Genomic DNA, 15,633 nt, shown 5'->3' on the forward strand with positions numbered 1-15,633 from the left:
CTATTATGTTAAAAACAGTAAGAAATATAAGAAAACTATACAATGCGAAGTTATTATTCGTTACGAATGATCAATCTATAATTGATACAATTCAAAATGAATTTGATGATTATTTTAAAGAACTAAAAGTTGCAGGAACTTTAGATGAAGCAATATCATTAGCATGTTCAAATAGTTATGATATGGCAATTATTGATGCTGATGTTAAAGAACTTTCTTTTTCAGAGTTATGTACAGAACTATCACAATTAGCTCCAACTTTACCAAAAATTGTTATCTCTGATTCAGATAATAATGAAAGTATAGTTACAGCTATTAATTCAGGTGCTTACACATTTTTATCAAAGCCATTAAGAGCAAAAGATGTAAAATTAGCTGTAATTATGTGTTTGAACCAAACAAAAAGAGGTGATAAAATAGAGTTCGAAAATGGAATCTATTTTGATGAATATAGAGATCAATTCTTTAAACCAGGTGGAGTTTTAATAGATTTTACTAGATTAGAGAAATCATTTTTAAAATTATTGATTGTAAAAAGAAATGAAATCACAGATTATGATACAATAAAAGAAGTAGTTTGGAAAGGTAAGGATATGTCAATTTATACTATGAGAAATATAGTAAATAAAATTAGACAAAAAACTTATTATGAAATTATTAAAAACCACTCTAATAAGGGCTATACAATAGACATTCTTAAAAATAATTAAGAGTTGGTATTTGCAAAATCTTAATAAAAAAGTTATAATATGGAAGAGCTCATCATTTCGAAAGAAGATCTAGTACAATTTTTTGAAACGCAAAAAATAGTTGATACTGGACGAAGTTGGTTAATGGAGGGTAAAGTTGTTGAAATAATAGCTTTGCACGACATTGAACCGAAATTCTTACAAGACGTTTCTAATGCTAAGTTCTACAAACTAATAATCAAAGGTAATAAATAATGTCCCATTGCCCGTTCTGCAAAAAAAAGATTGCTATGAGTAAGGCTTTTTGCTCAAGAAGCTGTAAAGAAAATTATTTTCAATTAATAGCTATACAAGTACCAAAACCTTTTTTAAAGAGAATTTTTGTATTTTGTACACCTGAGCAAAGAGACGTAGAAATAGAGAATTTTGCTAGTAGACATGGTTGGAGACTGGATTTATTAAAAAATAAGATTGCAGAGTTAGCTATAGATGCTGGTTATACTAAAGAAATGAAAGCAAATAGTTAAATTAAACTATTTGCTTTTTTCATTTTTAAATATATTACTACGCAAACCACTAAAACTGCAAATGATTGTAAAATTCCCATTGTAAGCCAATTACTATAAATAAATCCTAATTGAACATCTGGTTGTCTGAAAAATTCTGCAACAATTCTCATAAAAGAATAAAGTATTCCATACATTAATGCTAATTGTCCATCAAAAGTTTTTCTTTTTCTAATATAAAATAAAATTATAAATACAACTAATCCTTCTAGTATTGCTTCATAAATTTGTGATGGGTGTCTTAATGTTTTATCAACATATATTCCCCAAGGAACATCTGTAACACGTCCAACTAATTCTTGATTGAAGAAATTTCCAATTCTTCCAAATACGTAAGCTGCACTAATTCCTAAAACTGCAAGATCTGTTATAAACCAAAAAGATATTTTATTTTTTCTACAAAAGAAATATGAAGCGATAATAAATCCGATAAATGCTCCGTGGTAACTCATTCCAGAAATACCTGTATAAACACCATTTACATAAGGATTAAATATTTGCCAAGGATGAGTTAAATAATATGAAGTGTTTGAATCATAGAATAAAATATATCCAAGTCTTGCACCTAATATTACTCCAATTTCTGCCCACCAAACATATGAATCAAATAAATCATTCGAAATAGGTAATTTATCATGTTTAATAAACCATTTTGCTACAAAAATAGCACTTATTAATGCTAATGCATACATAATCCCATACCAATGAACTGCGATTGGCCCTAAATTAAAAGCTACGGGATTAAAATTTGAATATATATTTTGCCAAAATTCCATTATGCTTCTAACGCCTCAGCAATTAATTCAATTGGATTTTTAAATTGAACATCAACATCTGATAAATATAAAGAGTTTGTAATTTGCATTCTACATGCACTACACTCAGCACTTACTATTTGAGCTTTTGTATCTCTAATCATTGCTGCTTTTGGAGCTCCTGCTGCTTTTGCAAAATCATATTTTTCTGTTTGCATAGTAACACCACCAAAACCGCAACATCTATTTGAATCGCTCATCTCTGTTAAAACGTAATTTTGTTTTAGTAATTCTCTTGGCTCTTTCCATACACCCTGCATCTTTTTTGCATGACAAGGATCATGATAAGTTACTAGCTGATCGATTTTTTTACCAGAATTTGCAAGCATATTTTTTAACTCTGTATTGTTTTCTAACCATTTTGTTGCCATAAATATTTTAGCAGATAGTTTTTCAGCTTTTTTTTTCCAATCAGGTTGATTATGGAAATAGTGTGCCCAATCTTGATTTATCATGGCACTACATGTAGCTTCTGGAATAATAACAGCATCAACTTCATCAATCCAAGTTTCAAAATATTCAATATTTTTTTTAGCTAAAAAATCAACCGTATCAAAATCACCTGTGAAATATGCAGGTGCTCCACAACATAACTGTTTTTTAGGAATCATAATATCAAGTTCAAGTTTTTTTAGAATTTTTACAAGAGAATCACCTGTATTTGTATATGTATAGTTACTCATACAACCTATAAAAATAGCAACTTTATTCTTTTTATTCTCTTCTATCTTTTTATTTTTAGCTTTAATATTTGCTGGATATTTGTTTAAAAAACTTCTACTATCAGCGAAGGGTAAAGCTCTATCTTTCTTTACAATTGGTAAGCTAAATCTAGGAAGTCCTGATTGAGTTTTCTTATCAATTTTTAATGCACATGTTTGGAACATCCAACCCATTTTTGATAAAAAATCCATGGTTTTTCTATGTCTTAATAAAAAGAAGAATAGTTTTTTATACCAAGCAATTCCATATTTTTTAGCAATATCAGAACGTACTTGTTCAATAATCATATCTGTTGGTAAGTCATTTGGACAAACTTCAACACAGTTTGTACATAAAAAACATGATTCAAAGATATCTTTTGCAGTTTGGTCAAGCTCTAATTCATTTCTTTCATAGGCTCCTAACAAATCAATAAATCCTCTAGGACTTGTAGCTTCATCTTGATTTATATTAAATATTGTACAAACAGGTTTACATTTTCCACATTTCACACAGTCATCTGAAATAGCTGTGTAATTAAATTTATTCATTGACACTTTATCTAACCTTTTTAACTCAAAATTTTTAATATTTATAATAAAAATTTAATATACAAAAATAATGGTTAAAAGTTGTTAAATAGGTGATTTTAAAGAGTTAAGGCAACTGTGATTTTGCCTTAATTTTCTCTTCTAAATTGATACTTGTTCTATTTATTCCATAATCAATTAAATCTAAATATTTTATATCTAATGTTAAAGTTTTAGCATTTCTATATAATTTATTTGCCATTTCTAGTTGATTTGATGCTTCATATATTAAAGCTAAGTTATAGTTTATTTCAAAACTTTGTCCATTTAATTCTTTATCCAATAAATCTAGTTCAATTTTTGCTAAATCTAAATATTTATTTACAATTAAATCAACAGCTTTTTCAAATCTTGTTTCATGCTCTTTTGTATATAACTTATTATCATCATCTAATTCTTCAATAATATTTATATTGTAATAAACATAATGTGGTGAAATATCATCTACGATGTCTTGTGAAATTTTATCAGCAATTTGAGAATTCATTCTAAATATATTTGCAGTAGTTCTATAAAATGGGAATGGTGTATCAAAACACACATTTTCAAAACTTGATTTATCATACGTTTTAGAAAATAATACTTCATTTGTTATTGGTTTGATAATATTTATATTAGTAGTTACATTATATTCTCTATTTTCGCAAGGTATTTGTCTTATTACATATTCCATACAATGTCTTGATCTATTTCTTTCATCGTATCTATAGTATCTACATCTTGAATAATCAACCTCTGTCCTATAATATGTATCATATCTTATAGATGAGTTAAGAACATCCCCTGTTACAATAGCATCTGTACCAAAATCGGTATTTTGCAGTTTAAAAATTCTTTTACCATCAATTACTTTATTTTCAATTCTATCTTCTAAACTAATTGTTTGGTTTACATCATCACGATAAAATCTATCAACTCTTATGGTATAGATTTTTTCTTTTTCAATTTTTGAAGGGTGTAAAGATTTTATAGTAAGCCGTTTTGTACTACAAGCACTTATAAATACTGAGATTAAAGCTAAGATAAAAATATTTAATACAATTTTCATAAAAATCCTTTTTGAATAAGCCATATTATAACCTATTTGTATAAACAATGTGAAATAGTTTTTTAAAAATAAGAATAATTTAATAGTAAAATGAGATAATATTGTAGTTTAATAAATTTTATATATGAGGAAGTAATTAATGGGATTTTTTACAGCAGATTTATGTGATAACTTTAGTGACAAAACTGAGATTTTAGGACCAGATTTTAAATCTTTTGGTGGAAACAGAAAATTTAAAGGTGAAGTTATAACTGTAAAATTAGATAAAAACAATAAAGATTTAGCTGCATTCTTAAAAAACAATAATGGATTAGGAAAAGTTGTAATTGTTGATGTAAATATGGAATATTTTGCAGTTGTTGGTGATAATCTAATGAAGTTTGCAAATGATAATAAGTTTGAAGGAATTATTGTAAATGGATATGTAAGAGATACTGTTACAACTAAAGAGTTTGATATAGGTTTAGTTGCAAAAGGAACTTGTCCTAGAAAATATATACCTGTGCAAGATGGAAAAATAAATGTACCTTTAGTAATAGATGGAATCGAAATAAATAGTGGTGATTATGTTTATGTTGACCCTGATGGTATTGTTATTTGTAAAGAAAAGTTAGTATAAGAATGTACCTTTTTGGTTTTGGTTCTTTAATAAATTTAAAAAGTGCACAAAAATCCTTTACTAGAGTATTAAGTCAAAATGATTTAATACCCGTAGAAATAAAAGGTTATAAAAGAGTTTGGAATTCTATTGAAAATATAAAATTCAAAGATAATGATGAAGAAATAAATGGAATATTTTTAAATCTACAAAAAGATGAAAATGCTAGTGTAAATGGTGTTATTATAAAAATCACTAAAAGTGAATTTGAAATTTTAAAATTAAGAGAAAAAAACTACTCACAAATAAAAATAAAATCAACTGATATTTTAGATTATAAGCTAGATGAAGATCTTATCGCTTTTATGACTACAAATGGTGAAAAAATAGCGAAAAAAGAAGATGAAAATTGTTTTATTCCTTCATTATATATTGATATTTTAACAGATGCCTTTGTAAATTATAGTGAGGATTTTATAAGTAAGTATAAAAAATCTTTAGAAGACTTACCTTTTCCTAAAAAAGAAGGTCCTTATTCTTTTTCTGATCCTATTCAAAACAAAATAGCAAGGGAAGGTTTAAAAAAATAAATGAAACAAAATAATTGTTTTATATACACTTCACGACTATGTAATCATAAAAGAAAAACACTAGAAGACTCTTGTATTGTCAAAAAAAGTAATGATATTTTTATTACATATTGTCAAAATGATAGTTTAGATAAATTTGAAGCAGATATAAGTTCAATAGCTGGAAAGTCATCATTTTTTTATTTTCTAAGAAAAAGAATTTCAGCAACTTTAATATCACTTATATCTGTAATTGTAATACTTTTTGCCATAGGTTCTGTATCTATTTATGAAGACATCTTAAAGAAAATTGTCTTTGAAATGCCTTTTTCATGGGAAACAAAAGATTCTATTTCACTTTTTTTTGTTGGTATTTTCTTTTTAGGTTTACTAATGATGCCATCTTTACTTGATGGTGAAAGAAGTGAATTTAAAAACTTAATATCTTCATGGTTTAACAAAGATATAAGAAGATTAAAAAAATTAAAATTAGCATTTTCTAATTTTGATAAAAAAACAGTTATTCATCTTTATAATTTTGATTTAGAAGATTCAAATCATTGGATTTGGCGACTTTTAATTAGTTCTCTTTTAAATAGATTTAATACAGTAAATTTTTATGTAAGAAATGATAAATCTCAAAATATTTTAAAAAGATTAAAAGAGTTTGATTTATTAAATATTGAACTAATAAAACGAGAAAAATCTGCTAAAAAGTGTGATGTTGAAATTTTATTATCTTCAAAGGAACAAAAGTTATACTCTTTGATGCAACTTTGTTCGACTGTTATATTAAAACAAAGAGATAAAAAAAGTTTTATATCTTTGGAGCTTTTTGAGTATTGTGGTAAAAATTTTATTAAAGATGATATAGATAATAAAAATCAGCTTATTTTTGGCTTTCAAAATTTTATAAATAGAAGTTTTGAAGATTTTAGATTTCTTACACAAGAAAAAGCTTTACAAGTATATTTTACTTCTAATGTTACTTTTAAAGATTTAGAAGAGGAAGAAAAAAGATTAGCTTATTATTTAAGAAATCATATTGAAGAGTGTCTTTCTTATTTTGAAAATCCTATTTCTTTTTTGATTTTATATTATTATGTAAAAGAAATTGTTTTAGATAAAAAAAGAACTATAAAAATTTTAGAAAAATTTATAGAAAGTATCGAAAAAAAGCAACAATATGAATTGATTGATTTATATTGGTTTGATATATCTGGCTTAATGTTTGATTCAAAAGATTCAAATAATTTTGAAGATTCAACTAACTCATATTATCGGCAGTTATCAATAGATTCTTTAAATAAATTGATTGTTTTATTTAAAAGAAATGGTCATTTTGAACAAGCTTTATTAGTATCTAGTTATTTGTATGAAATAAATCCAGCTAAATATTCAGTTATTATATGTTCATTATATGAAAGAATGGGGAATTTTGATAAGGCATTAAACTCATTACCAAAAAATATGTCAAGTAATTTAAATATTAAACCAAATGATACAGAAGTTAAATTTTATCAAAGAAAAGCATGGATAATTGTTAGTCAAAGAAAAAAAGAATTGAAAGAAGAAGGATTAGAATCTTTAGAAAAATTAAAAAATATTATATTTTCTCATAATGAAGATAATGCTCCTTTATGGTTATGGCATTATTACAATATAAAAGCAAACTATGAAGAGTGGGAAGAAAATTATGATAAAGCAGTTAATCATTACAAAAAGTGTTTATCAATACCAACTTTAGGAGCTTTTGAATATGGCGCAAGTTTTGTAAACATGGCAATTGCTTATAGATTTATTTATTTAACACAAACTACACAAGAAATTGCTAAAATAAATGAAGCTATTAAGCTTGGGAAAATAGGACTTATGCTTAAACAATCTGTTGGTGATAGGGATGAAATGCCTATAGTTTTACACAATCAGGCTTTAAATATATTATGTAAAGTTTCAAACTCTTCAATAGATACTAGCTTATGTAATGAAGTATTAGACTTAACACAAGATGCATTAGAAATATTAGATAAAACAAAATCAGTAAAAAGATTAGGAATGATTTTAATTGAAAATCATATTGCGAAATCTTTATTAAAAATAGAAGATATAAATATCTTAAAAAGATTAGAAAAACAAATTAAAGTTTTAGATGAAAATGAGTTAAATCAGCTATTAAAGCTATACAAACAGTTTATAAAAGTGAATAAAATAGAAAAATTAGATTTTTTAGAAAATAAATTAGAGAATAATTAGAGGAATATATGAATTATAACAAACAAAGTGTAAATTTAATAACAGGTACAATTGAAGAAAAAAGAGAAGAAATTAAAAAACAGTTTTTACAAACTTATGAATTGGATGAAAAACTTTTTGGTTTATTAAAAGAGAAAGATTTCATTTACGAACAACCAAATACATTAAGACATCCATTAATTTTTTATTATGGACACACTGCAACTTTTTTTGTAAATAAACTAATACTAGCAAACATTTTAAAAGATAGGGTAAATGAGCAGTATGAATCAATTTTTGCAATTGGTGTTGATGAAATGTCATGGGATGATTTAAATCATAAGCACTATACTTGGCCTACATATAAACAAACAAAAGCTTATAGAGATGAAGTTAAGCAAATAGTTTTAGATTTAATTGATAACATAGAATTTACACTTCCTATAAATTGGGATTCTCCTATGTGGATTATTTTAATGGGAATTGAACATGAAAATATTCATATTGAAACTTCATCTGTATTATTACGAGAGCTTGATATTAAATTTTTAAAAGAAGATGAAATATTTACTTATGTAAATAAAGGCTCTGAAACATATCCAAAAAATGAATTAATAAATGTAAAAGGTTCTACTGTTCTTTTAGAAAAAGATAGATCAAATCCAATTTATTATGGTTGGGATAATGAATTTTCTTTTCATAAAGCAGAAATAAAAGATTTTCAGGCTTCTAAATATCTAGTATCAAATGGAGAGTTTTTAGAGTTTGTAAAAGAGGGTGGTTACAATAAACCTGAACTTTTTACTGAAGAAGGAAAAGAGTGGTTGGATTTTACTCAAGCTAAACATCCAACTTTTTGGATCAAAAAAGAGGGCAAATATTTTTTAAGAGAAATTAATAGAGAAGTTCCTCTTCCTTTAAACTATCCAGTTGATATAAATATCTATGAAGCAGAAGCATTTTGTCATTTTAAATCTCAAAAGTTAGGTTTTGAAGTTAGACTTCCAAGCGAAGATGAGTATTATGCTTTATATGAATTTACAAAAGCAGGCCAAAATGAAGCAAATATAGGACTAAAACAATTCAATCAATCTCCTGTTGATAAATATGTTTTCAAAACATCAAATGGTGATTTTTATGATGTTATTGGAAACGTATGGCAATGGAGTTTAACTCCAATTTATCCTTTTGATGATTTTATTACTCATCCTATTTATGATGATTTTACAACTCCTACTTTTGATGATAGACATGCACTTATGAAAGGTGGTTCTTTTATCTCCTTAGGAAATGAAACATTAAGAGAAGCTAGATATGCCTTTAGAAAACATTTCTTTCAACATGCAGGTTTTAGATATGTTAAATCTTCAAACTCTTTTAGAACAAAATTAAATGATAATGTTTATGAAACAGATGAAATAATTGCTCAATACTGTGAGTTCCATTATGGAAGTGAAAATTTTGGAATTAAAAACTTCTGTGTAAATTCTGTAGAGTTATTAAAACCATATATTAAAAATATCAAAACAGCTAAAGCTTTAGATTTAGGATGTTCTGTTGGACGTTCTACTTTTGAGTTAGCTAAAGAGTTTGATGAAGTTGTAGGAATTGATTTCTCAGCAAACTTCATAAATGTTGGAGTGAAACTAAAAACTTATGATAATTTAATCTATAAAGTAAAAAAAGAGGGTGAAATCTTTGAAGAAAAATCAGTTTCACTTGATAGTTTAGGCTTAGAAGATATCAAAAATAAAGTAACTTTTATGCAAGGTGATGCTTGTAACTTAAAAGATATTTATACAGGTTTTGATTTGATTTTTTGCTCAAACTTAATAGATAGATTATATTATCCTCAAAAATTCTTAGATGATATTCCAAGTAGAGTAAATGATAATGGTTTGCTGGTACTCTTAAGCCCTTATACGTGGCTTGAAGATTATACACCAAAAGAGAATTGGCTTGGAGGATATATGAAGGATAATAAAGAAGTATACACTTTAGACACCTTAAAAGAAAACTTGAGTGACTTTGAACTTTTAGAAACTATTGATGTTCCTTTTGTAATAAAAGAAACTTCAAGAAAATATCAACATACTATTTCTCAAATGAGTATTTGGAAGAAAAAAGCATAAGCTTTTTTCTTTTAATTAAGTGCATAACAAGGTCTATCTTTGTTATCACAAATCCAATTTATCCATAACTTTTCATCGCTGCCTTCATTTAAAGTTACAAAATTTCTAACTCTTAAATATTTTGCTGAACCAATTGGTGTTAGCATTGAAGTTTCTATTGTTTTATCTTCATTTAAATACTCATTATTATCATTTGTAACAGCAGTAATTCCCAACCATTCTATATAAGTTGGTGGAGTGTGAACTATTCCTGAAGAAACTACTTGATGTATTTTATTTTGATTTTTATGGTCATTTATGACTCCAAGTGAGCCTACGTGAACATCTCCTGATAGAATTACTGTTCTTGTATTTCTTTTTGATACTTTTCTTTTTTCAATATTCATAAACAATCGCATAATCAAACGCATTCTTTCCCCTTGGTGTTCTTTTGCTCTCCAATGATCTTTTAAATCATCTGTTAGTTCTTCTTGCCAAGAAGTAAAATCAACAAGATTTTCAGTAAGTGAAAAATCCCTATAAACTACAGGAACAGCTGAGAGTACAAGTAAATTATCATTTAAAATATTTTCATCTAAGTATGTGTTTAAATCTTTCCATTGATCATTTCCCATAACCTGATAAATACTTCTTTGAGTTCTATTATCAAGTCCTAATATATGATAGTTTCTAAACTTTAGTGCAAATGAAAAATGTGTTCTATCTTTAGTTAATAGTGTTTGATTTTTTAAACTTCTTATTTGAAATATTTCAAAATATTTTTTAGCAGTTTTAAAAATATTTTGATAAACATCACAATCTAAAAGTTCTTGTGGATATGAACCCCAACCATCGAAAATATCATGATCATCCCACATCATAACAGTGGGAATTGAAGCTAAGCAAAGAGACATTTGTTCATCACTCCATTTTTTTATATACAAACTTTCATAAAAAGTATCTAGATTTCTAATCATTGCTTTTGTAGCTTTTCTTTTTATTTTATCATTCATATTTAATCGCGACCACTCTTCAAGCTCTTTTACTTTAGACCAAAGTTCATCTGCATATACTTGATCTCCACCCATAATAAGTATAGAAAAAGGTTCATTTCCATGTTGTTCTATTAATTTATCCCATAATAAATAAGGCTCATCAGTTTTAGCTAATAAATCAGGACTAGAAAAACCATTACATGAAGCATATGCAAATTTGGGTTTTTCTGTTGAAGAGGGAACATAAAAGCTCCAAGAATCTCTATTAAAGGCATCAGTTGTATTTGAATTTGTATTGTTATTTAGAATATTATAAGTTATTGTTTTAGATTTTTTACTTTGTTTTATTTCAAATTCTGCTCTGTAGAAGTTTCCTGATTTAAGAATTCCTATTTTTTCTGCTTTTATTTCTTCCTTATCAATAAAAATAGAAAAATCTGAATCATTTTTACTTAGAAAACATATTACATATTTATTATCATCTTCTACTGATAATAAAGGACCTAATGCTAGTTTATCACTCATAATGGCTCCTTTTTGATTTTAAAATTATTCGGCTTTAGATTATAACATATAATCTTATTTCAGTATAATAACTATAATGATTACTTTTATAAATAAATATAGATTATTTTTACTATTATTTTTTATTTTTTTAATAAATATTTCAATAGAGCATAAAAAATATGAAGAACTTACATATGAAGAGATATTTGAAACAAAAGTAAGTGTTTTAAATATATATGATAAAAAAGATTATCAAGTATTAAAATTAAAAGCTGATAATTTTATTTTCTATACATCCCTTGATAAGGAAATAAAGCTAGATAAACTTGACATTTTAAATATTGCATTTATTAGTAAAAAAGTGACTTTTATTGACTATTTGAAGGGCTTTTATTCAAAAACAATTTATTTTGATAAGTTAGAAAGAAATAGAAATTTTAAAGATGAATTAATCTATAAAATAAATTTAAATCATCAAAATGAGATGATAAGTGAATTATTTCAAGCTTTATTTTTAGCAATTCCTATTTCATCAAATTTACGAGATATTTGTACAAACTATGGAATTAGTCATTTAATTGCATTATCTGGATTTCATATTGCAGTGATTTCTTTTGTGATTTATTGGCTTTTATATTTTCCATATAGCTTTTTTCACAAGAGATATTTCCCTTATAGAAATAGAAAATTCGATTTATTGGTTATTTGTATCCTTGTCTTATTTTCATATTTATTTTTTGTGGGAATTGTACCTTCTCTTTTGAGATCTCTTATTATGTTAGTTTTATCAGTGATATTACTTCGAAATAATATAGAAATATTTTCCTTTGGAACATTACTTTATACGGTTTTACTTATAATTACTTTTATTCCTAGCTTTATATTTTCTTTAGGATTTTGGTTTTCTGTTATTGCTGTGTTTTATATAATTTTGTATATGAAATATTTTTATAATATGAATAAATATCTTAGTTTTATTTTTTTCAATTTTTGGATGTTTTTAATTTTTAATCCTATTGTTCATTTTTACTTTCCTCAAACTTCATATGAACAGTTTTTATCTCCTATTATTACAGTATTTTTTACACTGTTTTATCCTTTTGAAATATTTGCACATATCTTTGATTTTGCTATTTATTTTGATGATTATTTGAAGATCTTTTTAGAGTATAAAATGAATGTTTTTGAAGTTTTTACGCCTTTTTATTTTTTTGTTATTTATCTAGTTTTTTCATTAGTTTCAACAATAAATAAAAAGGCATTTTTATTTTTAAATATTTTAATGGTTGTATTTAGTTTTTATCTCTATATATAATAGATTTACTTTTCTTTTTTTCTTAATTCTTCTAAAAGATCAATTTGGATTTCTTGGATTTGTGCTAATCTTTCCCATTGATGAGAGAGAAGACGATTCTTTTTCTAATCACTTTAGAATAGTAATACTTACAAAAATCTGTAAAATGTTGTATGAATTTTACTTTTTAGTAGATTAATGAATAATTAATCTACTAAAAGAGATAAATTTAAAGTCTAGATAGTAATTCAGATTTTTTTGTATTAAATTCATTGTCATTTAATACACCTGAAGTATGTAATTTAGCAAGTTGTTCTATAAGTTCAATAATATTTCTTGATGAATCATTTACTACAGAATTAGTATTATTTGTAGGATTCTGAGTATTTGTTTCTATAGAAGGCTGTATTATAGGTTCAATAACAGGCTCTATAAAGTTATTTTGAGTATTTTGTATTGGTTCTTGTGCAAAATTATTTACAGGAGTATTGTTTGAAATATTAGAATTATTAGCACCTGAAACAATTGGAAGAGTAGATACTAAAATAGTTCCATATTGACTAGAAAAAGTAAGTGAATCATTTCCCCCTTGTTGTTGAGAAATTCCAGATATATTATTATCTAAAGTATCATAAACAGTTACTTGTCCATTATAATCAACTGCTAATCTATTTGGAAAAATAGCATATCTTGTACTATTTTGTGCACCACTACTAAATGGATTTCCAAGTTCACCTGGCCACCATTGATTACTTTCTCTTGTACCTTTTGGTGCAAGTGGAAAGATAATTGTATTTGCTAATGCATTTGAAATATCATTACAAAGATTATCAACAGTGTTTTTTAACCCATAGTTAAACATGTCTCCAACCATAGTCATACCACCTCTCATCCATTGACCGCCACCGCCAAGTTCTGGACAATTAAATTGAGCCATTGATCCACCACCGTTGTTTACAGCTCCAATCATATATATGATTGCATCTTGGCTTAAATTATATTTATTTGAAAGGTTATTAACGATATTTTGACCTTCAGGTGTAAGTTTTTGCATTGTAGTTTCCTTTTTATGCTTTGGTTAGTTTATACAGTTTTCTAGAAGGTATAGTAGTTTTGATGGAAATTAGGATAATTTTATTTATTATCCTAAAACTTTATCAAGAGTATATCTTAAATCTTCATCAAGTTCCATATTTGTTCTCATCCAATTTAAATATCCAGCATCTTCTCGTGCAACTGCTTCAATATCTTTACCTTTATGTTTACCAAATTTGAAAGTTTTTATAAATACAGGTGTTTTTGTTAAATCAACTAATTTTTCAATCGGATTATAATCTGGATAGATTTCTCTACATTTTCCAACAAGTTTTGTTAAAAATAGTTTCATTACTAAAACATCACCAATAGCATCATGGGCTTTAATTGTTATATTATGTTTAGCAGCTTCTGTTTCTTCTACTTTATAAAGTTCAAGTGCATATCTTATATATTGAAGTCTATGATATGGAAGTTCAGGGAATAAATGTTTTGCACATCTTAAAGTATCAATTAATTGATATTGATTAATAAATCCTTCTTTTTTAATCATTCCCATGTCAAAAGAGATATTATGCGCTATTAAATAGTTTTCATTAGTGTTTAATTCTTCTAATCTTTTGTAGAAGTTTGTTTCAACAGCTTTTGGCTTACCTACTAATAAATCAGGAGTAATATTATGAACTTCCATTGCTTCAAGTTTAATTGCAACATCGCTTGAGCATAATTCATCAAAAGCTTCAACTTTTCCTGATTTGTCAACAATCATTGCTCCAAATTGGATAACTTTATCTTCTTCTTGGTTTCCTGTTGTTTCTGTATCAAATAGTACGTAATAAGCCATTTTATTTATTCCTTTTTATATAATTAACATACCATCACCATAAGAGTAAAATCTATAATTCTCATTTATGGCTTCATGGTAAATTTCAAGTGTTTTTTCTAATCCCACAAATGATGCAATAAGCATAATAAGTGTAGATTTTGGTAAGTGAAAATTTGTAAGTAAGTAATCAACTTTTATAGGCTGATTTGCTGGATTTAAAAATAAATCACACTCACCTTGGATTTTATTTGTTCTTTGATAATACTCAACAGTTCTTGTAACTGTGGTTCCAACTGCTAGAACTTTTTGTGCATTATCTAAAGCTTTTTTTGCATCAATTCCTATTTCAAAATACTCACTATGCATAGGATGATTTAAAATATCTTCTGCATCAACTGGTTTAAAAGTTCCCGCTCCAACATGTAAAGTTAGATAATTTACATCATATTTTGCATTTATTTTTTCTAGTAATTCAGGTGTAAAATGTAGTGATGCCGTTGGAGCTGCAACTGCTCCATAGTTTTTAGCAAATAATGTTTGATAATCTTGTTCATCTTTTTTTTCATCAGCTCTATTCATATAAGGAGGAAGAGGTAAATGACCAATTTTATTTAGAATTTCAACTAACTCTAAAAAGTCTAATTTTTTATCATTTTGGAAAAATTTAACAACACGACTTCCATCTTCATTTACTTCTAAAACTTCAGCATTTAGATTTTCATCAAAAAATAGTTTGGTTCCAACTCTTACTTTTCCACCTATCATTACTAAATATCTATCCATAAAAAGTGGCTTATTTAAAAGTAGTTCTATTTTTCCACCAGTTTCTTTTGTACCAAAAATTCTAGCTTTTATAACTTTTGTATCATTTAAAAAGATTGATAAATTTTCAGGTAAAACATCCATAAGATGTTTAAAAGTAGTGTGGGTGATTTTGTTTGTACTTCTATGGTAAACTAAAAGCCTAGCAGAATCTGCTGGGCTTACAGGGTGAGTTGCTATTAACTCTTTTGGTAAGTTATAATCATAACTTGAAGTCTTTAGTGGGTCTAACAT

The 15,633-nt window shown here is 26.2% G+C and carries 14 protein-coding genes; 7 read left to right on the forward strand and 7 right to left on the reverse strand.

The features are described from left to right. The first annotated feature begins 5 nt into the window (after positions 1-5). Positions 6-710, forward strand: coding sequence for a response regulator transcription factor (locus AACT_RS07480; protein WP_172126207.1), 705 nt, complete (start codon positions 6-8; stop codon positions 708-710). 269 nt (positions 711-979) lie between these two features. Continuing rightward, complete coding sequence (locus AACT_RS07485) at positions 980-1,216, forward strand: hypothetical protein (protein ID WP_237682650.1); 237 nt, start codon at positions 980-982, stop codon at positions 1,214-1,216. On the opposite strand, the gene lgt is transcribed toward AACT_RS07485, so the two are convergent. The 3 genes from lgt to AACT_RS07500 all read right to left on the reverse strand — a co-directional run bounded on the left by lgt (position 1,213) and on the right by AACT_RS07500 (position 4,410). Further along, on the reverse strand, positions 1,213-2,031 hold the full coding sequence (gene lgt, locus AACT_RS07490) for a prolipoprotein diacylglyceryl transferase (protein WP_172126209.1): 819 nt from the start codon (positions 2,029-2,031) through the stop codon (positions 1,213-1,215). The two genes, AACT_RS07485 and lgt, sit on opposite strands and share 4 nt — an antisense overlap. Next, a complete protein-coding gene (locus AACT_RS07495) occupies positions 2,031-3,323 on the reverse strand; it encodes a (Fe-S)-binding protein (RefSeq protein WP_430385343.1) in 1,293 nt (430 codons plus the stop codon). The genes lgt and AACT_RS07495 overlap by 1 nt, the downstream gene beginning before the upstream one ends. Before the next feature lie 106 nt (positions 3,324-3,429). Continuing rightward, positions 3,430-4,410, reverse strand: a complete 981-nt coding sequence (locus tag AACT_RS07500; protein WP_172126211.1) for a hypothetical protein — start codon at positions 4,408-4,410, stop codon at positions 3,430-3,432. A 139-nt stretch (positions 4,411-4,549) separates the two neighbouring features. On the opposite strand from AACT_RS07500, the gene rraA reads away from it, so the two are divergent. The 4 genes from rraA to ovoA are packed head-to-tail and all read left to right on the forward strand — an operon-like array spanning position 4,550 to position 9,941. Beyond that, a complete protein-coding gene (gene rraA, locus AACT_RS07505; RefSeq protein ID WP_172126212.1) occupies positions 4,550-5,029 on the forward strand; it encodes a ribonuclease E activity regulator RraA in 480 nt (159 codons plus the stop codon). A gap of 2 nt (positions 5,030-5,031) precedes the next feature. Beyond that, the gene (locus AACT_RS07510; RefSeq protein ID WP_172126213.1) at positions 5,032-5,598 is read left to right on the forward strand and encodes a gamma-glutamylcyclotransferase; all 567 of its coding nucleotides are present in this window, start codon (positions 5,032-5,034) and stop codon (positions 5,596-5,598) included. After that, a complete protein-coding gene (locus AACT_RS07515; RefSeq protein ID WP_172126214.1) occupies positions 5,599-7,830 on the forward strand; it encodes a tetratricopeptide repeat protein in 2,232 nt (743 codons plus the stop codon). An 8-nt stretch (positions 7,831-7,838) separates the two neighbouring features. Next, positions 7,839-9,941, forward strand: coding sequence for a 5-histidylcysteine sulfoxide synthase (ovoA, locus tag AACT_RS07520; RefSeq protein WP_172126215.1), 2,103 nt, complete (start codon positions 7,839-7,841; stop codon positions 9,939-9,941). Between the two features lie 11 nt (positions 9,942-9,952). Here the strand turns inward: ovoA and AACT_RS07525 are convergent, their stop codons facing one another. After that, positions 9,953-11,440, reverse strand: coding sequence for an alkaline phosphatase D family protein (locus tag AACT_RS07525; RefSeq protein ID WP_172126216.1), 1,488 nt, complete (start codon positions 11,438-11,440; stop codon positions 9,953-9,955). Between the two features lie 76 nt (positions 11,441-11,516). On the opposite strand from AACT_RS07525, the gene AACT_RS07530 reads away from it, so the two are divergent. Next, on the forward strand, positions 11,517-12,737 hold the full coding sequence (locus AACT_RS07530) for a ComEC/Rec2 family competence protein (RefSeq protein WP_172126217.1): 1,221 nt from the start codon (positions 11,517-11,519) through the stop codon (positions 12,735-12,737). Positions 12,738-12,945: 208 nt separating this feature from the next. Here AACT_RS07530 and AACT_RS07535 read toward each other — a convergent pair whose 3' ends face one another. The 3 genes from AACT_RS07535 to queA all read right to left on the reverse strand — a co-directional run bounded on the left by AACT_RS07535 (position 12,946) and on the right by queA (position 15,633). Further along, positions 12,946-13,770 carry an SHOCT domain-containing protein gene (locus AACT_RS07535; protein WP_172126218.1) on the reverse strand — a complete coding sequence of 275 codons (825 nt, stop codon included), beginning with the start codon at positions 13,768-13,770 and terminating at the stop codon, positions 12,946-12,948. 87 nt (positions 13,771-13,857) lie between these two features. Continuing rightward, a complete protein-coding gene (locus tag AACT_RS07540) occupies positions 13,858-14,595 on the reverse strand; it encodes a 3'-5' exonuclease (RefSeq protein WP_172126219.1) in 738 nt (245 codons plus the stop codon). Positions 14,596-14,610: 15 nt separating this feature from the next. Continuing rightward, a complete protein-coding gene (queA, locus tag AACT_RS07545) occupies positions 14,611-15,633 on the reverse strand; it encodes a tRNA preQ1(34) S-adenosylmethionine ribosyltransferase-isomerase QueA (RefSeq protein WP_172126220.1) in 1,023 nt (340 codons plus the stop codon).

This window comes from Arcobacter acticola (assembly GCF_013177675.1).
Taxonomy (GTDB): Bacteria; Campylobacterota; Campylobacteria; order Campylobacterales; family Arcobacteraceae; genus Aliarcobacter; species Aliarcobacter acticola.